Annotated in this window: 14 protein-coding genes and 4 pseudogenes; 11 read left to right on the forward strand and 7 right to left on the reverse strand. The window is 48.0% G+C overall.

Annotation, left to right across the window (positions count from 1 at the left end; all coding sequences use genetic code 11):
• Positions 1-36 precede the first annotated feature (36 nt).
• From NC981_RS20635 to NC981_RS20645, 3 genes are read right to left on the reverse strand one after another with little or no spacing between them, the layout of a single operon-like run.
• A complete protein-coding gene (locus NC981_RS20635; RefSeq protein ID WP_348244645.1) occupies positions 37-762 on the reverse strand; it encodes a response regulator in 726 nt (241 codons plus the stop codon).
• Positions 740-1,870: an ATP-binding protein gene (locus NC981_RS20640; protein WP_348244646.1), complete on the reverse strand. Its 1,131-nt coding sequence runs from the start codon at positions 1,868-1,870 to the stop codon at positions 740-742. The genes NC981_RS20635 and NC981_RS20640 overlap by 23 nt, the downstream gene beginning before the upstream one ends.
• Before the next feature lie 25 nt (positions 1,871-1,895).
• Positions 1,896-4,880 (reverse strand): PAS domain S-box protein, encoded by a 2,985-nt coding sequence (locus NC981_RS20645; protein WP_348244647.1) that lies wholly within the window; start codon positions 4,878-4,880, stop codon positions 1,896-1,898.
• Positions 4,881-5,079: 199 nt separating this feature from the next.
• On the opposite strand from NC981_RS20645, the gene NC981_RS20650 reads away from it, so the two are divergent.
• From NC981_RS20650 to NC981_RS20685, 8 genes are all read left to right on the forward strand, one after another.
• Positions 5,080-6,396, forward strand: a complete 1,317-nt coding sequence (locus NC981_RS20650; protein ID WP_348244648.1) for an FAD-binding oxidoreductase — start codon at positions 5,080-5,082, stop codon at positions 6,394-6,396.
• A gap of 3 nt (positions 6,397-6,399) precedes the next feature.
• On the forward strand, positions 6,400-7,743 hold the full coding sequence (gene glcF / locus NC981_RS20655; RefSeq protein WP_348244649.1) for a glycolate oxidase subunit GlcF: 1,344 nt from the start codon (positions 6,400-6,402) through the stop codon (positions 7,741-7,743).
• Between the two features lie 348 nt (positions 7,744-8,091).
• Positions 8,092-8,559 (forward strand): photosystem I reaction center protein subunit XI, encoded by a 468-nt coding sequence (locus NC981_RS20660; protein WP_190375940.1) that lies wholly within the window; start codon positions 8,092-8,094, stop codon positions 8,557-8,559.
• 145 nt (positions 8,560-8,704) lie between these two features.
• Entirely contained in the window at positions 8,705-10,696 is a 1,992-nt protein-coding gene (locus NC981_RS20665; protein ID WP_348244650.1) for a hypothetical protein, read from the forward strand.
• Positions 10,674-11,156: a GNAT family N-acetyltransferase gene (locus NC981_RS20670; RefSeq protein WP_348244651.1), complete on the forward strand. Its 483-nt coding sequence runs from the start codon at positions 10,674-10,676 to the stop codon at positions 11,154-11,156. Before NC981_RS20665 ends, NC981_RS20670 begins: the two co-directional genes overlap by 23 nt.
• 97 nt (positions 11,157-11,253) lie before the next feature.
• On the forward strand, positions 11,254-14,328 hold the full coding sequence (locus tag NC981_RS20675; RefSeq protein ID WP_348244660.1) for an SMC family ATPase: 3,075 nt from the start codon (positions 11,254-11,256) through the stop codon (positions 14,326-14,328).
• A gap of 56 nt (positions 14,329-14,384) precedes the next feature.
• Positions 14,385-14,558: a 50S ribosomal protein L32 gene (locus NC981_RS20680; RefSeq protein ID WP_190375943.1), complete on the forward strand. Its 174-nt coding sequence runs from the start codon at positions 14,385-14,387 to the stop codon at positions 14,556-14,558.
• Between the two features lie 92 nt (positions 14,559-14,650).
• Complete coding sequence (locus tag NC981_RS20685; RefSeq protein ID WP_348244652.1) at positions 14,651-15,253, forward strand: sulfite oxidase-like oxidoreductase; 603 nt, start codon at positions 14,651-14,653, stop codon at positions 15,251-15,253.
• A 45-nt stretch (positions 15,254-15,298) separates the two neighbouring features.
• Here the strand turns inward: NC981_RS20685 and NC981_RS20690 are convergent, their stop codons facing one another.
• From NC981_RS20690 to NC981_RS20705, 4 genes and pseudogenes are all read right to left on the reverse strand, one after another.
• Complete coding sequence (locus tag NC981_RS20690; RefSeq protein WP_348244653.1) at positions 15,299-16,408, reverse strand: hybrid sensor histidine kinase/response regulator; 1,110 nt, start codon at positions 16,406-16,408, stop codon at positions 15,299-15,301.
• 68 nt (positions 16,409-16,476) lie between these two features.
• On the reverse strand, positions 16,477-17,004 hold the full coding sequence (locus tag NC981_RS20695; RefSeq protein WP_348244654.1) for a GAF domain-containing protein: 528 nt from the start codon (positions 17,002-17,004) through the stop codon (positions 16,477-16,479).
• A complete protein-coding gene (locus NC981_RS20700) occupies positions 16,994-17,734 on the reverse strand; it encodes a DUF3891 family protein (RefSeq protein ID WP_348244655.1) in 741 nt (246 codons plus the stop codon). Before NC981_RS20700 ends, NC981_RS20695 begins: the two co-directional genes overlap by 11 nt.
• A 181-nt stretch (positions 17,735-17,915) precedes the next feature.
• Positions 17,916-18,119 (reverse strand): annotated as a pseudogene (locus NC981_RS20705) (transposase); the annotation flags it as partial.
• Positions 18,120-18,214: 95 nt separating this feature from the next.
• On the opposite strand from NC981_RS20705, the pseudogene NC981_RS20710 reads away from it, so the two are divergent.
• The 3 pseudogenes from NC981_RS20710 to NC981_RS20720 form a co-directional block, all read left to right on the forward strand.
• A pseudogene (locus NC981_RS20710) lies at positions 18,215-18,543 on the forward strand (transposase); the annotation flags it as partial.
• A pseudogene (locus NC981_RS20715) lies at positions 18,510-19,145 on the forward strand (transposase). The pseudogenes NC981_RS20710 and NC981_RS20715, both read left to right, overlap by 34 nt.
• Positions 19,146-19,259: 114 nt before the next feature.
• A pseudogene (locus tag NC981_RS20720) lies at positions 19,260-19,346 on the forward strand (transposase); the annotation flags it as partial.
• Between the last annotated feature and the right edge of the window lie 107 nt (positions 19,347-19,453).

Raw genomic sequence — 19,453 nt, forward strand, 5'->3', positions numbered from 1 at the left:
GTAGTGCGATCGGCTTTTTTGCATTCCATCCCTCGATCAAACTGAGTCTTCGCTCATAATTTGAGCTAAATTACAGTTCCGCAGCAGTTCAGCGCTCTCTGGAATCAGATGCTCCTGAAGCTGATACACCGCTTGCAGCACCGCCAACTCCCGTCCGTAGTCGCGCTCTAAGATGTCGATCGCTGATTCCTGTCCAACTCGCCCTAATCTCAATAAATGCAGCGCCATATTGATATTAGAAAGCGGATTGCGAAGCTCCTGATAGAAATGGTTCAGCAAACCATCGCGTGTTCCAGAAACCTGTGGCGCAGTTACAGGCAAAGAAACGGGCTGACTTTTCGCTTTTTCTGGCTTGGCTGGCTTAACCTGGCGCGAATAGCACTCCGCTAACGCCTCATATTTTGCCAAGCGACCGACGACCGCCCCTAGCAAATCCGTCGCCGTGCAGGGCTTGGTCAGATAGTCGTCCGCACCGAGTTCCATGCCTTGGCGCTGGTCAGTTTTGGCGCTGCGAGCAGAGAGAAAAATAAACGGAATTCCAGACGTATCGGGCGAGGTGCGGAGTTGAGTCAGCACAGAGAAGCCATCACAGTCGGGCATCGTCACGTCACACAAGATCAAATCTGGATGATGATCATGTGCCAGTTGCACCCCAATCTGACCATTCTCGCCGCCAATTCCCCGAAATCCCTCAGCTTCCAGCAAATCTAAAATCGACTCTCGAACGGTTTGTTCGTCTTCAATCACGAGGATCGTTTTCATACGTGGACTGTCTATTTATCGGTAGCGTTACTGTAACTAGAGTTCCCTGATTTTCCTCGCTCTCAACGGTAATCGTGCCGCCGTGCAGATCAACGCATTGTTTCACGATCGACAAGCCTAAACCCGTCCCTGGAATCGATTTTGCATTGCTAGCACGATGAAACGATTGAAACAAATCCGTTTGCTCCGATTTTGGAATGCCAATGCCACGATCGCGAATCTGAAACACAGCGCTACGATCGCTCAGCTCCAATCTAAAGTCAATCAACTCACCGCTAGGGGAGTATTTCACTGCATTCGATAATAAATTGGTCAAAATGTGGCGCAGTAACCGCTCATCAAGGCGGGAATGACTCCCATTCGTCTCATTGTAAGAAAACGCGATCGAACTTTTGCGCTTGTCGGTGAGGTGAAATTCGTCAACAAGCTCTTTACAGAATCGAATGAGATCCAACGACTGCGGGATAAACTGTAGCTTTCCTGCCTCGGTTTCTCCGACCGTTAACACATCCGTCAAAAGCTGGTGCATTCGTTTAACAGAGTCTTGAATGCGTTCGAGATACGTTGCCTTTTTTTGCTCAGTAATTTGAGTTCCGTAGCGTTGCAGCAGTTCCGTTGAAAACAAAATTGTATTCAATGGATTGCGAAATTCATGCGATACAACTGACACAAATCTCGATTTTAGTTCGCTGATTTCTTTCTCTTTTTTCAGCGCAGATTGAATCATCCTCTCTGCTTTGTGCCGCGACAAAGCAATCTCAACCGCTGTGACTAATTCTCGGTCTTCAAAGGGCTTTAGAATATAGCCGAAAGGCTGAACATTTTTAGCTCGCGCTAAGGTTGGTTCATCGGCATGAGCCGTCAAAAAAACTACAGGCAACTGCCAATTTTTACGGATTTTCTCTGCTGTCTCGACTCCATCCATTTCACCCGATAAGCGAACATCCATTAATACCAAGTCGGGTTGCAGGTGAGTGATATCACTCAGCGCTTCTTCTGCGGTGGTTGCGATCGAAACGACTTGATATCCGGCATTCTGTAAGCTTGTTTGGATATCCAAGGCGATAATACTTTCATCCTCAACGATGAGTATTTTAGCAGTAGACATAATTCAGCCCTGAATTGAATCTTGATTAAACCTTGAGCTTTTGTTCTGTAAAAGAGATTGTAAATTGAACTCCTGATTCAAGGTTAAGGTTTATCTCTCCTCGCAATTGGCGAATCAACATACAAACAAGCTGCAAGCCCAGCGATTTGGTTTGGCGAAAATCGAGGTTTGGCGGAAAGCCGCGCCCATTATCGCGCACTACCAGCTGATAGCGCGTAAATTCACGTAAATCGTTGTAAAAATTTTCCTCAGCGTGAAGCTGAACCGAAATAGTCCCTGCTTCTCCGAAGGGAAAAGCGTACTTAAGCGAATTAGAAATAAGCTCATTAATAATTAGCCCACAAGGAATTGCGGTATCGATACTTAACCGCACATCTTCAACATCAAGATGAAGCTGAATTGATCGAGCATTCGCTGAATAAGAGCGAAATAAAGCATTCGTTAAACCATGAATATACTCTGAAAAATGAGTCTTTGCGAGATCCTCAGATTGGTAAAGCTTCTCGTGAATCAGCGCCATCGCACTCACTCGATTCTGGCTTTCTTTGAACACTTCAATAATTTGCTGGTCTTGAATGTGTCCTGCTTGTAATTTGAGCAGACTAGAGACGACCTGGAGATTATTTTTGACGCGATGATGAATCTCTTTCAGCATCACTTCTTTTTCTTGCAGCGATGCCCGAATTTTATTTTCTGCCCACTTACGTTCGCTAATATCAACAACAGAACCGATCACTTCGATCGATTGGTCACTCAGCCATTTCATGCTGTCTCGCAGCCATCGGTAGGAGCCATCATGATGTAAGAATCGGTATTCGCAAGTAATTTCTCCGGCTTGCGGCAAACTACGCAAATGCTCTAGCACGAACGATCGATCTTCTGGGTGAATGTGATCGATCCAAAACTGCGGATCTTTGAGGTATTGCCAAACCTCATAGCCGAGTTGTTGAGTGATATTTTCACTGACGAATGTACAGGCGCGATGGCGATCGGGTTGACAAGTATAAATCACGGCAGGACTGGAAGAAAGCAAATATTTTAACCGAGCTTGAGTGGCGATTAAGGCTTTTTCTGAGTATTTGCGATCGGTAATGTCGCGCTGTACGGCAACAAAATGGGTGACTTTTCCTTGCAAATTTGCGATCGGCACTACATTCAAATCCGCCCAATATTCGGAGCCATCTACGCGGTAGTTCATCAGTTCAAATCGGATGGATCTTCCGTGGCTGAGTGCAGTTTTGATTCTTTTGATCAGAGCATCATTGATTTTTTCACCTTTTCTTTCACCTTGAGTGAGAATGGTAGCCGTTTCTCCGATGACTTCTTCAGCTGAATATCCTGTCATTTGCTCGAAAGCAGCATTAACATACGTGATTTTTGGGGTTTCTAGATCTGCGTCGGTAATAATTACGGCATCATTCCCATTGACAACTACAGATTCAAATAATTTCAGGCGTTCTTCTGCGGCTTGGCGATCTTCTTGTGCCTGGACTTTTTGCAGCACGATCGAGAGATAATCGCCGAGTTCTTGAAGGACTTCAACTTCGGAGGAAGTCCAAGGCTTAGCGTACGGAGCATTAAGCGCCAGAATACCGATTTCGTGGGTGGAGTGTTGGACTGCCACCATCGCGATCGCACGGGTTCTACGGCTCAGCATATCGGTTGACATTGACGCGAATGCGGGGTCAGACAAAACATCCTCCACGATCGCCGGTTCACGTCGCTGCATCATTTCAAAATAAAAGGGAGTCAGGTGGAATCTCTCTACCTCTCCTTGCATAGACGGCATCGTTGGCGGTTGAACCGAGTGAATGACCTTGAATCGACGATTTTCGATAATGCTATAAAGCACTCGCAAGTCTGGAAACTGCTGAGCGGTTTGATCGGTCGTCAGTTTGATTAATTCGTTGACTGATAATCCAGCCGCAACGCCTTGCGAAATCTGATTCAAAATTTGCAGACAGCGTTGCTTTTCGCGCAGATTTTGCTCGATTAATCGTCGTTGTGAAACTTCTTTTTGCAGTTTTGCGTTTGCGGCTCTGAGTTCTACGGTTCGCAATTCGACGCGAATTTCCAGGTCTTGTTTGGTCTGCTGGAGTTCGATTTCAGCTTGGCGCTGGGCAGTGACATCAGTGGCAACGCCGATCAGCCCAATCACTTCGCCTTCTGTGCTGCGAATCGGAGTAGCGCGATTGTCATAAAACGCGCCGCCGAACTCCAAAATCGATCGATGTTCCTCGCCTTGAAGGACACGATCGAAGTCTCGAATCACTTGCGGATAGTCACGGTAAAACTCGTAAATCGATTGCCCAACCAGTACCCCTGGCTGTACTCCAAACGTTTCAAGCCCTTTACCTTCGCATAAAGTATAGACTCCGTTTTTATCGAGCGCGTAGAGGATTGTGGGAGTGTTAATCACCACGGTGCGTAACAGCTTTTCGCTTGCAATTAGGCTTTTTTGGGTGTGGCTTTGCTCAGTAATGTCGCGCATACTAATTACTCGACCCCAGAGCGTGTTGTTGAGCCATAACGGCTTTGAAAATCGCTCTAGAATTCGCCCGTCTTTTAGATAAAGCAGATTATGTCCCTCGATCGTGGGCTGTTCGGTTTCGAGTTGTATCTGCTGACGGAATAGATTGGGCTCAACCAGCAGTTGAGCCACCTGCTCTATCAGGCGAATGTCTTTGCTCAGCACAGATGCTTCAATGTTCCACTGTTGGCGAAAGGTTTGATTGATGCTGAGGATTTTGCCCTGCGAATCGATCGCTAGAATTCCGTCTGCGGCAGATTCGATCGTCATGTCTAGCAGCATTTTGGCGTTTTCTGCTTGCTGGCGAGCGGTGCGTTCCTGATAGAGTTCTTGCTGGAGGGTAGCGATCGTCGTTTTTAGATCTGCAAAAGCAGACTGAAGCTGTAAGCGGGTAGATGCTTCAGTATCAGAATCGCACTGACACCGGCTGAGAAGCGCTTGAAGTTGAGCAATTCTGGGCAGTGCGTCATCCTGGTACATGGATCGTCATTAAGAATAGGAAAGCCGAATGATTGGGACTGTGATCTAGGGTTTACGGTTCTCGTGATTCCCTTTCGCCCCGAATATAAGCGTATTATTCCCTAGGTGATAGGATCTGAATCGAAATCTTTTCATAAGGCTTCCACAATTCTTCATCAGCTTTGATTCGCCTATTTTGCTCTTTTCCCTACATTCTCGGATGCAAACTGTTCTTCAAACGCTCTCAACTACGATCGCACCTGCAGAAATTCGGACGTGGGATGCTCTATCTGATTTTCAACAAGCGCAGCTAACCCGATCAATTCGTCATCCCGATCAGATCGCGTGGGTGACTCCGACTTCGATCGAGGAGTTAAGCGCGATCGTGGCCTGTGCTCATCGCAATCAATGGCGCATTCTGCCTTGTGGTCGTGCGAGCAAGTTGCATTGGGGCGGTGTGATCGATGCGGTGACACTGGTGGTGAGTACGGAAAAGCTCGATCGCTTGGTTGAACACGCTGAAGGTGATTTAACCGTAACGGCTGAAGCGGGAATTTCGTTTGCCAAGCTGCAATCGATCGTCGGCGAAGTGGGGCAATTCTGCGCGATCGACCCGACGGGGCCCGATCAAGCAACGTTGGGCGGGGTGATTGCAACGGCGGATACTGGATCGCTGCGGCATCGCTACAACAGTGTGCGCGATATGCTGCTGGGTGTGACGTTTGTGCGCTGTGATGGTGAGATTGTCAAAGCGGGCGGACGAGTGGTGAAAAACGTTGCGGGCTACGATTTGATGAAGCTACTCACCGGATCGTATGGAACGCTGGGAATTTTAGCGCAGGCAACAGTGCGGGTATATCCGATTCCGCCTGTTTCTCGGTCGATGATTCTCATGGGTGATCCAGTTGCGTTAGAGAAAGTGACACAAACCCTATTAAGTTCTGCATTAACGCCAGTGAGTGTAGATTTGCTGTCGAATGTGATCACAGCAGCGTTAGGATTTGCGAATACTCCAAGTTTGTTAGTCCGATTCCAGAGCATTGCGGAAAGTGTTGACCAACAAATTGAACGATTTACCGAAGTTGGAAAAACGCTGAATTTAAGCATTTCTGAACCCGCAGACTCGGATCTATGGCAGCAGTTGACAGAACAAATAAATTTATCTGCCCAAAGTGACCAGATCGTTTGCAAAATAGGAGTAAAGCCGTCTGAAGCAGTGTCAGTTCTGAATCAGATTTCTGCACTTTTACCGACTGCGGAAGTATTGATTCATGCTGGAAGCGGCATTGGGCGATTGAGTGTCAGAGAGGCGCGATCAACGCAACTTTTAGAAGCACGATCGATCTGTGAAGCCACAGGCGGATATCTTTCTGTGCTGCAAGCCTCGATCGAGTTCAAACAACAGCTTGAAGTGTGGGGCTATTCTGGCAATGCGAACGCGAAGCGCGGTGCAAGCATCGACTGGATGAAGCGTATTAAAGCGCAATTTGATCCTCAAACTCTATTTAGTCCTCACCGTTTTGTAGGCGGAATTTAAAAAATGCAAACCTCTGACTCCGTAGCCAATCCCGGTTTTGATGCTCACAATCCCCCCGATCCAAAGCTGATCGATTCTTGTGTACATTGTGGTTTCTGTTTATCGACTTGTCCGAGCTATCGCGTCATCGGTAAGGAAATGGACTCGCCGCGAGGACGCATTTACCTGATGGATGGTATTAACGAAGGTGAAATCCCGCTGAATGCCGCGACGGTGCAGCATTTTGACTCTTGCTTAGGGTGTCTTGCCTGTGTGACAACTTGCCCATCCGGTGTGCAGTACGACAAGCTGATCGGCGCAACTCGCCCACAAATTGAGCGCAAAGAGCCGCGATCGCTCCCCCAAAAGCTCTTACGCCAATTTATTTTCTCGGTGTTTCCCTATCCGAATCGGATGCGGGCATTACTGCGACCGTTGGGACTTTATCAAAAATCAGGATTGCAAAAGTTAGTGCGATCGCTGAAATTTTTGGACGCGATCGCGCCGCAACTGTCTGCAATGGAAGCGATCTTACCGGAGATTCCCGCCAGAGCCTTTACCGATTCAATTCCCGCACTGATTCCCGCCCTAGGTGAAAAGCGGTATCGAGTGGGGATGCTTCTGGGTTGTGTGCAGCGTTTGTTCAATCCAGACGTGAATGATGCAACGGTTCGAGTCTTAACTGCGAACGGCTGTGAAGTGGTTGTACCGGAAGTTCAAGGTTGTTGTGGGGCGTTGTCGCATCACCAGGGACAAGAAGAGGAAGCAAAACAATTTGCGCGGCGAATGATTGATACGTTTGCCGATACCGGAGTCGATGCAATCTTGATCAATGCTTCTGGCTGTGGTCACACGATGAAAGAATACGGTCATTTATTGCAGGATGATCCGAACTATTGCACCAAAGCAGAAGCCTTTGTTCGCAAGGTCAAAGATGTGCAAGAGTTTCTGGCTGAAGTTGGGCTGACTGCACCGTTGTCCCCGTTGCAAGATCAACCGTTAACGTTAGTTTATCAAGATGCGTGTCATATGCTGCATGGTCAGAAAATCAGTGTTCAACCGCGTCAATTGTTGCGGAAAATTCCAGGAGTCCAATTACGGGAGCCTGTAGATGCAGCATTATGTTGTGGCAGTGCGGGAATTTATAACATTCTTCAACCAGAAGTCGCGAACGAGTTAGGGCGGCAGAAAGTGGAGAACTTAACCAATACCGGAGCAGAGATCATTGCCTCTGCGAACATTGGTTGCTATGTGCAGATTTCTCGGCACCTGAAGCTGCAAGATAAATCAGTTCCCGTCCTACATCCGATGCAATTGTTAGATTACTCGATTCGCGGGATTCGGTTGAAAGATCTACAACTTCTTTAATAGCTTGTCGTAATTGCTAGGTGAGCCGATCCAGAACCATACGATCGTGTCGGGATCTTTCATCACTCCTACAGTCCGACAACCGATTCTTGCTCTCATCGAGCTGATCAGTTGGGTCATATTAAGCTTCTTGAACTCTAAACATTGACTTCAAATACTGCTTGGAGTTTTAATTTTTTATGTTTAGGCTTGCTTAGGGCAAATTTGGCTTACCGCAGTTAGAGCCAATCGCCTCTGCCTAAATAGTGAACTTTTCTGAAGCATTTGTCAGAATCAGCCCCAAGGCATACTTACAATAAGTCTCGAATTCTTTTTGTTCTCTTCAGAATCATTAGGAAAAATTAAGATATGGCTGACGAGCTTATCAAACCTTATAACGGCGATCCGTTTGCCGGACACCTCTCGACCCCTATCAGTGATTCTGCCTTCACCCGCGCCTTCATTGGCAACCTACCCGCTTACCGCAAAGGGCTTTCTCCCTTGCTGCGCGGACTGGAAATCGGAATGGCACATGGTTACTTCTTAGTCGGTCCTTGGACATTGCTCGGACCGCTGCGGGATTCACAAGAAGCTGCGATCGGTGGACTCATTTCCGCTGTCGCACTCATCTTGATTGCAACCGCTTGTCTTTCGATCTACGGTTTAGCAACCTTCCAAGGAGAAAAAACCTCCTCGGATTCGCTGCAAACCTCCGAAGGTTGGAGTCAATTTACAGGCGGATTCTTCGTTGGTGCAACAGGTGGTGCATTCGTCGCTTACCTGCTGATCGCTAACTTCTCGATCGTAGACAAGATCTTTACGGGTGCATTCAACTAGCCCTGTCGAACTGAAATTTCTTGCCAACAGGCTCGATCGTGATATCGAGCCTTTTTTATATTTTTGCGGCGAACTCAGCACAAGCGGATAAAATCGCCAAAAGTGGGTTGACATGAAGTACCCTATTAACTGCAAAACGTGGTAAATGCCCTCCCGACCTATGCCCGAACCACAAACCTGGGAATTTTTGATACAGCTAGACGGCGATCGAGCTTGGCTTCCGTTGGACACTTCCGAAATTCTGGAAGGTCGGTATCGCATTGCCGCAAAATCAAGCTATAAAAACGCACCCGTCGAAGTTCGCATTCAGTATGACGCGATCGACGAGGTTCCACCCAAGCGCCGCACTCAGACTCGAACCTATCAAACCAATCCAAACGGCTTAATGGCGGTGATTCCCTTCACCCATCTCCAGTCTGGGATTTGGGAGTTTCACTGCTCACCCCAAGAAGGCAGTCCACAGTCGCTGCGGTTTCGGGTGTTGTCGCTTGAGTCGGACGCAGTAGATGATTGGAGTCCAGTTTGGGATATTGAAGAGTTTGAAGCGATCGAGGTTGAGCCGGTAGAAGCAAAGGCAATCGAAGTTGATCGTCCGTTGGTTGAGGAAGCCTTAAAGGCAGAACCAGAGCGCGTCTCAGTTGAGGAGATTTTGCAGCAGGCAGAGCAGGAATCAGCCACGATCGCAGACGAAATCTTGACCGAGTACGGCTTAATTGCAGAAACACCGTATCCAGATTACCGCTTGCCAGAGACAGTTGTTGCAGCAGCGCCACTAGTTGAGATCGATCTCGCTCAAAATACTTATATTGCTCGTTGGGGCGATTCTTTGAGCATTACCGGGCAAATTACTTCGGCTCAAACGGCGCATCTTGATGCAGAACTGCGGATTTGCCTGCGCGATCCCCAAACCTCTGAACTATTGTTAGAAACTTGCAGAACACTGGATCAAGCAGCGTTACCGTTTGAATTGTCTTATCAGGTCACGTTGCCTGCTGGACTTGAAACGCAGCTAGTGTTGGGAGAGATTACGCTGCACGACCCGAAAGTTGAGGGACATCCGATCGTTGCAACCGAATTCTTTACGCTGCTGGCAGAGCTTGATCAGCTACTTGAGGCGATGTACCAGGCGAAAGAAGACGATCGGGCAATGGCGGAAGATATGTTAGATTTGCCTGCTCCTAAGTCTGCGGTGCAGCCGCCGCTCAATCTCGCTTTTCTTGACTTTGTTGCGGCTCCAAAAGATGCTGAAGCGGTGAACTTCACACCCAAAGAAACGCAAGCACTTCCGCCGCAACTGCATCCACCAAGTCCGTACCGGCGCAAATCGCTGAACCTACCCAACTTCGGCATTCAGCCCGATGGAGCCATTCCTGAATACGCTCCCCCAGAAGCGACTCAGCTAGAAATTCCATTGTCCGAGGTTTCTGTGTCTGAGGTTTCTGATGAAATTTCTGTGTCTGAGGTTTCTGAACTGACTGAACCGCCCATCGAAGCCCCCGAAGACCCTACTGAAGAAGCTTTGCTCGATCTACTTACCCCGCTTGAAGAACCCGAAGCAAGCGAACTCAAGGTTCAAGCAGACGATCGAGAAATTACTCCCCTAGAAGAATCTGGGTTTCAGGCTAGTCCTGAATCGTCAAGTAGTGAAGTGGTAGTCGATGACGAGCCGATCTTGCCGTTCGCTGAATTAATCGTGTCGCGTCGTCACAATAAGGGACAGTCTGATCGCGCTCAAAATCCTTTACTGCTGCCAGAGCATGAATCTGTTCCTGATCCGATCGTGACGATCGCAGAAGCCGAACTCACCGGAGGGAAAACGACGACTGTTCGGATCAAGCTGCCAGACATTGCGCCGAAAATCTACGTCAAGCTGTGGGTGAGCGATCGACAAAGCCGCGGCATGATTGAACCGTCGCGATGGATCATTGACTTCAAACCTGATGGGCACGGCAATTTGGAAGCAACAACCGAGGTCAAAGTCCCGTTTGAGAGCGTAGAAATTCAGATCGAGGCGATCGCGGTAGAAGTCATGACCAATCGTGAAAGCCATAAAGTGACTGTCGATCGACGAGTCACGCCGGAAGAACTTCCTGACTTATGGATTGATCCGCTTGATGATTCGATTGTTTCGCCCTGAAGACGCTGAACAAATCGCGCAGCTATTTCACGATACGGTGCGTGAAGTAAATTTGCGCGATTATTCGATCGCTCAAGTGCAAGCTTGGTCGCCGGATGATCTAAATTTTCGAGATTGGGTGACGGTTTGCTCTAGTCGCTTCACTTATGTTGCTGAGGAAGCAGGACTCATTCTTGGATTTGGTGAACTCGAAGTAAATGGGCACATTGATTGTTTTTACTGTCACAAAAATTATCAGCGACGAGGGATCGGACGGGCAATTTATCAAGCCATCGAAGCAAAAGCAAGAGAATTAGACCTCGATCGCCTCTTTACTGAAGCGAGCATCACGGCAAAGCCGTTTTTTCAGAGCGTTGGCTTTACTGTGATTGCAGAGCAGCAGGTTTTTCGACGGGGTGAAACCTTCACAAACTATCGCATGGAGAAAAACTTGCAAGTGAGCGATCGATCTAAGTTGTAGATCTTTTTAGCAAATTCGCTCATCTTACGATTACACTCAATATACGAGTGCTGGTGTACTTTCGTGCATCCGTACTGTGTTTTCTGCAATTGCCGCGATGATTCCGCAACGTCTCACACTCCGACACTTCTTAAGCTACCGGGAAGCGACGCTCGACTTCCAGGGGCTTCATACTGCCTGTGTGTGCGGCGCAAATGGAGCAGGAAAGTCTTCGCTGTTAGAGGCAATTTCTTGGGTGCTTTGGGGAGAGGGTCGAGCAGCTTCTGAAGACGATGTGATTCACATGGGCGCAAAGGAAGCTCAGGTTGAATTTATTTTCCAGATGCACCAGCAGACTTATCGAGTACTGAGAACGCGCCAACGCGGACAAGGCGGAACATTGGAGTTTCAGATCATGCAGGGTGGCGGATTTAAGTCGCTTACCGCAAAAGGCATCCGATCGACCCAGCAGTTAATCCTGACGCATCTCAGACTCGATTACGAAACCTTTGTCAATTCGGCTTATCTGCGTCAAGGTCGGGCTGATGAATTCATGTTGAAACGTCCGGCTGAACGCAAGCAAATTCTGGCGGATCTCCTAAAGCTACATCAGTATGATGAACTCTCTGAGCAAGCGAAAGATAAATCGCGTCAGTTCAAAGCCCAAGTCGAGTTACTAGAACGGCATTTAGAAAGCATTCGGGAACAGCTACAGCAGCGAGATACGATCGCACAAGAGCGCTCCAAACTCGAAGCTGTGTTGGAACAAATGCAGCAACAACAATCCACAAATCATCATCAACTGCAACAGTTCCAAGCCGTTCAACATCAACGGCAAACGTGGCAACAACAATTAAGCTGGCAACAACAACAACAGCGCAACCTGAATCAAGACTGCCAGCGATTGCAAAAAGAACGATCGCAAACCGATCAACAACGCCAAACTTTAGAATATCTATTGCAGCAAGAAAGCACGATTATCGCGGGCTACCAACAGTGGCAAGCACTCCAAGCCCAAGAAGAGCTATTCTCTGCAAAGTTTCAATCTCATCAGGTGGCTCAATCTCAACGGCAACAATACGAGCAGCAACAAACCGAAAAACTGCAAGAGCTACAAAATCAACTCCAGAAAGTTCAAGCCCAAGAAATTACCATGCAAGAACAATTGCAGGAAGTTCAAAAAGCATTGAGCAAGGAAGCAGAGATTGAATCTGCGATCGAACAACTCAATCTAGCGCGTCAAGACCTGCAAAGGCTCGATCGACTCCAGCTTCAAGCCTCGCCCCTACTTCAACGGAAACAACAACTGCAACAGCGGCTCGATCGTTCTTTCACCCGTCTTTCTGCCCGACTGGAAGAACTCCGAACCTCCGCGCGTCAGCTACAAACCCAACAACAACGACAACCAACCTTACAAAAAGCGGCAGTCGAAGTTGCCGTCAAAATCGAAGAACTGGAAAAGCTTAGAGCCTATCAAGATCAAGTCCGCGAGAAAGGCTTAGAGCGTCGCAGCTTTATGGAACAACTTCAAGCGCATCAGCGCAACTATGAAGCCCAGTTGGCTGAGATTGATCACAAGATTCGGATGCTAGAACAAGAGCGAGCAGCAACGGTTACAACTAGCGAGGAATTTGCAGGCACAACTTTGGTGCAACTCAAACATCAAGAATTTCCGCCTTGTCCATTATGCGATCGACCTTTAGATGAGCATCATTGGCACTTAGTTCTAGAGAAACAACAACTTCAAAAAGAGGAAATCCTGACTGAAATCTGGGTGATTCGAGAACAGTTAACCGTATCAGAACGAGAAATCCAGGTACTTCGCGACGAATACACCCACATTGAGAAACAGTTAGCTCAATACGGAGATGCTTTGCAACGTCGCGGACAGCTTCAAGAACAATTACAAAACACCGCAGAAGTTCAAGATCAACTATCGCAGATTACTAGCGAATCACTCAAGCTAGAAGAACAACTAAAAACCGCAGCTTTTGAACCAGAACTCCACGAAGAACTAAACATTCTCGATCGCAGTCTACAACAACTCAATTATGATGAGCGCGATCATGCACTGGCGCGGGGAAGCGTCGATCGCTGGCGTTGGGCAGAAATCCGCCAAGCTGAAATCAAACAAGCAAAACGCAGACAAGCGAACATCTTGCAGCGCCAACCCGCTCTCAGAACACAAATCGAACAATTAGAACAACAACGTAATAGTTTGATCGCAACTCTGGAGCAAGGTTTACAACAGTACGATCGTCAACTTCAAGACATTGGATACAACTTAGATCAGCACAACGCCATACGATCAGCATTGCGTCAGGCACAAGCTTGGCAACTCCGCTATCAAGAACTCAGACAAGCTCAAAAAAATTATCCTCAAGTTCAACATCGCCTCTACGAACTAACACACACCTTGCAAGCACGATTCAACGATCTACAAACCATCACACACAATTGTCAAGAACTCATCCACGCCCTAGAGCAAACTCCAGATCTCACCGCACACATTCAAACCCTTGAACAACAAATCCAGCAGCAGCGCACCCAACTCGACGAACATCTAGCCAAGCTCGGACGACTGCAACAACAAGAGCAACAGCAGGAACTCATGAGTCAACAGTTTGAAGCGGTCAACACCCAACTCAAAACCGCTCGTCAACAATGCCGTATCTATCAAGAACTTGCTCAAGCCTTCGGGAAAAACGGCATTCAAGCATTGATGATCGAGAACATCCTGCCGCAGCTTGAAGCAACAACTAATCAAATTCTGTCCCGTCTCAGCGCCAATCAGCTTCATGTTCAATTTGTCACCCAGCGCAACCGCAAAACTAAAACTGCGAAAGCAATGGAAACACTAGACATTCTCATTGCAGATGCCTACGGCACTCGACCGTATGAAACTTATTCCGGTGGAGAAGCATTCCGGGTCAATTTTGCCATTCGATTAGCGTTAGCGCGACTGTTAGCCCAGCGATCGGGCACTGCTCTACAAATGCTCGTTGTCGATGAAGGCTTCGGCACTCAAGATCAAGAAGGGTGCGATCGCCTGATTGCCGCAATTAACGCGATCGCGCCAGAATTTGCTTGCATCCTCACCATTACGCATATGCCGCACTTTAGAGAAGCCTTCCAAGCGCGAATCGAAGTCACCAAAACTCAAAACGGCTCCGAACTGATGCTGTGCCTATAGATCAAAATGGTTTGGACTCCTGTAGAATAGGAGGGTTGTTTAAATTCGCCGATCCTATGGCAGTTCCTAAGAAGAAAACCTCCAACGCCAAGCGCGACCAGCGCAAAGCGACTTGGAAACGCAAAGCCAATCTGCAAGCCCAACGCGCTCTGTCTCTCGGCAAATCGATTCTCACCGGACGGGCAAAAGGCTTCGTCTATCCGACCGAAGAAGAAGGCGAAGAAGAATAAGTAAAATGCGTGATTCCGTCTAATTGAAGAGTCACGCATTTTTTTGGCTCTGCTATATTTCCAGAGTCACGCCTCTCTCAAAAGTCACGATTATGTTAGGCAAATATTTCAAAAAGCCAGAACCGCAACATGGCGATCGTGTTCCTCCCGGTCAGAGACTAGCGACAGGATTTCCCGTTCTGACCTACGGCGACACTCCAGACATCGATCGTTCTAATTGGCAATTTCGCGTCTGGGGACTGGCTCAGGAGAAAGTTTTCTCCTGGGACGACTTCATGGCGCTGCCGCAAAGCGAATTTACCGCCGATTTTCACTGCGTTACTACTTGGTCAAAGCTGGATGTGCAGTGGGTCGGCGTGAAAGTGACCGACTTTATGAACGCGATCGCAGTCGATCCGAAAGCCGTGCACATTATGGAACATTGCTACGGCGGCTATACAACGAATATCTCGATGGAAGATTTCGTCCGAGAAGAAAACTTCTTTGCTCATACGCTGTTTGGTGAGCCGTTACCAGCCGATCATGGTGGGCCATTGCGTTTAGTCGTTCCCCACCTGTACGCCTGGAAAAGCGCAAAATGGATTAATGGTTTAGAATTTCTGTCAAAAGAAGACTTAGGATTTTGGGAGCGCAACGGCTATCATCACCGAGGCGACCCCTGGAAAGAAGAACGCTATAGCGGAAGATTCTTCTAAACATTCTAAACAAAAGCCGAGGCATTACACCTCGGCTTTTGTGGTCTAATGGGTCGGTAGATAAACCGTAAAGGTACTTCCCTTTCCAAACTCTGTTGAAACGTTGATTCTGCCGTTGTGCGCCTCAACAATTCGACGAGTAAGATGCAATCCCAGACCGCTACCCGATCGCTTGTGTTTGCCCGGAACAAAGCTTTCAAACAGATTCTCTCGATCGCTCTCCGAAATTCCAGGACCTGTATCCTGCACTTCGAGCTTAATTGCAGGCACCAATCCGGTATCCACCTTTGTTAACCGAACAGAAACAGAACCTTCGTCGGTGAATTTAATCGCATTCCCAACTAAGTTTGTCATCACGCGATAAAGTTCTAATCGATCGCCCTTCGCATTGAAGTTATCGTTCTCATTCAACTCTAGCTTCAACGTTAAATGCTTGTCGATCGCAAGCGGTGAAAGTTCCTTAACTACTTCTTGCGCCAGTTCGCCTAAATCAACAGGCGAAAATACTAGCGTCTTCCGTCCCGCCTCGTAACGATACACTTCCAGCAGCGTGTTCACCATCGTCAGCAAGTTCGCATTACTCCGAATCATGGTGGAGATTGCATCTTGAACATCGCTAGACAGATCACCTAATGCCCCCTGAGACATTAGATTCAACATCCGATCAGCAGCCACCAACGGCGTTCTCAAGTCATGCGTCAATCGTGAAACAAAGTCCTCTCGCTGACGTGCAATCTGATCGCGCTCATCGACACTGTGCTTCAAGCGAAGCAGCGCCCGGACTCTTGCTAACAATTCATCGAAATGCACAGGCTTGCGGATGAAATCATCTGCGCCAGTATCCAAACCCTGGGCTACACTCGGCTGATCGTAAGCCGTCGTCAGCAAAATCGGCATAAAGGGCAGCGAGATATTCGCTCGAATTCGGCGCGTGACTTCGTACCCATCCATGCCGGGCATCATCACATCCAGCAACACCAAATCAGGTGGAGACTGCTCGATCAGGCGTAAGGCTTCTTTGCCACTATCCGCAAGTTCAACCTGATAACCTTCGTCCTGCAAAATGGCTTGAATTAGCAGACAGTTATCAGGCGTGTCGTCTACCACAAGAATACGATCGACGGTGCGGGATCGGTTGAAAGGGGAGTGATTCATGCAATCCACCTATGAAAGGCAAAGTCAGTCAGTATTCTGAATAAACACGACTTAGGTTACACTCTACCTCATTCTTCTGATGGATTTTTCCTGTATTGTTCGACGTACTGCACAACAAGTGGGGTGATCTTCTCGATCATCTCGCTAAACGTCGATCGTTCCTCGTCTGTCCAATAGCGCGGCTCATGCATCAAACAAGGCTGCAAAACTCCCCAAAGCTGATGATCCTGACAAAGATGCCCATGAATCAGTGCCCGATGCCCAAAATTCTCGCGCTCAAACTGTGCATTTAAGACTTCAGGGCTTGCCGTCGTCACGTCTTCTACAAAGATCGAAGGTTTAGTGGCAAGTGCAGCCGCAAACATCGGATCTTCATCAGCAAGCGATTCAGGTTCAGGCTTCCAGTCCTCATCATAGACTGTAGGGATCTCTGAGTTGCGCGTCCAGCAAAAGGGAACCCGACCCAAGCGAGTCTGGGGATCACGCAGGTAAACAAAACAACGATCACTGTTCAAATACTGCGCGATCGCCTCCATCAATGCTGGAAGTGCATCAGCGGAGTTTGTTTGCAGTAGTTCAGCAATCTCAGGCGGCATCTTTTACAAACGTCCATTCAATCAGCTTACGCGGCGCGTTCTTAAGGGCTTCGGTCAGTTCTGCATTACTGTCAAATTTGACCTGTGACAAAACTGTGGCTTCAACATTGACCGTAAATTTGTCATCTTGAAAGCACCAAGGTGTGACCGTAACCAACCCATTTTCAAACTGCTTGATATCATAGTCCTGATCATCGTGAGCTTTGCTGATTTCGAGTCGGCGTTCGTCAGCGGGAAGTTCTTGTTGGCACAGAATCAGAGAGCAGCGATCGCACCATTGCAGGAAGTCATACGCTTGCGTTGCTTCTTCTTCAGAAATGCCTAAGTCCTCGCGCCAAAGTTTTTGCTTTTCAATTTGCTCATCTAGAAACTTGTCCGCTTCGGGAGAGGTTCCACGCTTAGCGGAGTTCAACCGCAGCAAGTGCATTGAGACGAGTAAAGCCACCCAACGCCCCCGATACAGCGACCCTTCGATATGTTTTCTGAGGCTATGATAATCAGTTTCTTGATCCGTGTCTTGAGTGAAGTCTTTAGGCGCACCTGCTTTATTGAGGTTATTTTCTTCCCATTCGCGCTCTAAGTCATCATGATGGGAGATAGCAGCGATCGTTTCATACAAACGAGGCGGAGCATCTTTTCTGCGCCATTGTCCACCAATCTGAGCTGCAAGCAGAGCATGAGCACGATGATAGATAATCTGCCAACCGTTTTGGGTTGCATTAACGATCATTACGGTTTAGATGAAACGACAATACAGCCGATAATATTGGATGCACTATTTGAGCGAATCTGTCTCACGATCGAATATTCGTGTTTCACCATCGTTAGTCAAATAAAACTTTAAGCCATCAATTACTGACAAACTAAAGTCAGTCATCGCTACCCGGAAAGTTGCTCAACCTCAGGTCCGGTTAAGCAGCAGGGAGCAAGTTGTGGTCGATGGCAATGAAGGGCTTCTTCGGTTGATGGCAGTAGGCAATCAAGCCACAGACCAAGTTGACCAAGCAGTTAATCGGGAAACGATGGCGCGAATGCTCAATTTAAGAGATGTTCTTGAGTTGGTCGATGATCGTCTCGACGATGGCGCGTTTTCTGAGAAACAAGCGGTCTTCGAGTGGGGTTAAGAGGATGTTTCAGAAGTAGGTGAATCGGTAAAAAAGCTCCCACGACATAAGCTGTAAATAACAACAAGACAGCACCAATGAGAGCTATGAGTAAAGCATACTCCAGCAACTTAACGCTGGAACAGTGGCAACTGATTGAACCGTTAATTCCTGCTGCAAAATCTGGAGGTCGTCCGCGTACGGTAAACGTGTGGGAGGTCTTGAAGCAATTGTTTATCTGCTGACGCAAGGCTGCACATGGCGCAATTTACCCGGAGATTTTCCAGCCTGGCAAACGGTGTATCGCTACTTTCGCACTTGGCGGAAAGATGGAACTTGGCTGAGATTGCACGATCATTTGCGGACTTGGGTGAGGGTGAGTTGTCACCGAGTTACCAGCCCATCAGAAGCAATTTTGGACAGTCAAACTATCAAGAGAAAGTACAGATCGAGTGGGCAGATGCGTTTCCTAGCTTGGTGAGCTACCAGCGCTTCATCGAATGGATTCCTGGTACGCTCGTGCCGATGTGCGCTTATTTGCGCTCGTGCTTTGGGTCGTGCAGTGGCATCAGTTTTATGGATTCCACATCGTCGCGCGTCTGCCACAATCGCCGCATTGAGCGCAACAAAGTGCTTGAGAATGTTGCCGCTATGCGACAAAACGTCCGTCGATTGGTTCTTTGACTTCAAGCTGCACCTGGTTGTCAATGACCGAGGTGAGTTGCTCAATATCATGCTGACTCCAGGCAACACCTTGGCAAACAACTCCTCAAAACCGCAGGGGTTCAACTCATCACTAAACTCAAACGCAAGATGAAACAGCGATTAATGCCTCTCAACGACCGTCTGTTGCTCCGCAAGCGTTCCATTATCGAAACGATCATTGACCAGTTGAAGAACATTTCGCAGATTGAGCATTCGCGCCATCGCTCTGCGGTCAACTGCTTTGTCAACATTCTCGGTGGGCTGATTGCGTATTGCCATCAACCGAAGAAGCCCTCAATTGCGATTAACCACAATTTGCTGCTTCCGGCTTAACCCGAACTCAGGTTACTTTAACGTGAGTTCGACGGGGAGGTAGCGCGAAAAGAAAGCTGAGACTACGTTTGAAAGAGCTGTAACGTTCTTTCGAGTCTCAGCTGTGGAAGTTTGGGCTTCAAGCTGCACCTGATCATCAACAAGCGTGGCGAATTGCTTGCCTTCAAGCTCACCCCTGCGAACACCGACGACCGTAAGCCTCATGCAGTGAAGAAAGTGAAAAGCCGAACACACTCACTTCTGTAAATGCATTCGGCTCTTCTAATTAATACCCTGGCAGCTAGCTATTTTGACAAGAGGCTACCCTC

The sequence above is a fragment of the Leptolyngbya sp. DQ-M1 genome (genome assembly GCF_039962505.1).
In the GTDB taxonomy this organism is placed as follows: domain Bacteria; phylum Cyanobacteriota; class Cyanobacteriia; order Leptolyngbyales; family Leptolyngbyaceae; genus Leptolyngbya.

What these genes read in the sequence shown, in the direction of transcription:
- NC981_RS20635 (WP_348244645.1), bottom strand. Translation starts at nt 762, where the DNA reads ATGAAAACGATCCTCGTGATTGAAGACGAACAAACCGTTCGAGAGTCG.
- NC981_RS20640 (WP_348244646.1), bottom strand. Translation starts at nt 1,870, where the DNA reads ATGTCTACTGCTAAAATACTCATCGTTGAGGATGAAAGTATTATCGCC.
- NC981_RS20645 (WP_348244647.1), bottom strand. Translation starts at nt 4,880, where the DNA reads ATGTACCAGGATGACGCACTGCCCAGAATTGCTCAACTTCAAGCGCTT.
- NC981_RS20650 (WP_348244648.1), top strand. Translation starts at nt 5,080, where the DNA reads ATGCAAACTGTTCTTCAAACGCTCTCAACTACGATCGCACCTGCAGAA.
- glcF (WP_348244649.1), top strand. Translation starts at nt 6,400, where the DNA reads ATGCAAACCTCTGACTCCGTAGCCAATCCCGGTTTTGATGCTCACAAT.
- NC981_RS20660 (WP_190375940.1), top strand. Translation starts at nt 8,092, where the DNA reads ATGGCTGACGAGCTTATCAAACCTTATAACGGCGATCCGTTTGCCGGA.
- NC981_RS20665 (WP_348244650.1), top strand. Translation starts at nt 8,705, where the DNA reads ATGCCCTCCCGACCTATGCCCGAACCACAAACCTGGGAATTTTTGATA.
- NC981_RS20670 (WP_348244651.1), top strand. Translation starts at nt 10,674, where the DNA reads ATGATTCGATTGTTTCGCCCTGAAGACGCTGAACAAATCGCGCAGCTA.
- NC981_RS20675 (WP_348244660.1), top strand. Translation starts at nt 11,254, where the DNA reads ATGATTCCGCAACGTCTCACACTCCGACACTTCTTAAGCTACCGGGAA.
- NC981_RS20680 (WP_190375943.1), top strand. Translation starts at nt 14,385, where the DNA reads ATGGCAGTTCCTAAGAAGAAAACCTCCAACGCCAAGCGCGACCAGCGC.
- NC981_RS20685 (WP_348244652.1), top strand. Translation starts at nt 14,651, where the DNA reads ATGTTAGGCAAATATTTCAAAAAGCCAGAACCGCAACATGGCGATCGT.
- NC981_RS20690 (WP_348244653.1), bottom strand. Translation starts at nt 16,408, where the DNA reads ATGAATCACTCCCCTTTCAACCGATCCCGCACCGTCGATCGTATTCTT.
- NC981_RS20695 (WP_348244654.1), bottom strand. Translation starts at nt 17,004, where the DNA reads ATGCCGCCTGAGATTGCTGAACTACTGCAAACAAACTCCGCTGATGCA.
- NC981_RS20700 (WP_348244655.1), bottom strand. Translation starts at nt 17,734, where the DNA reads ATGATCGTTAATGCAACCCAAAACGGTTGGCAGATTATCTATCATCGT.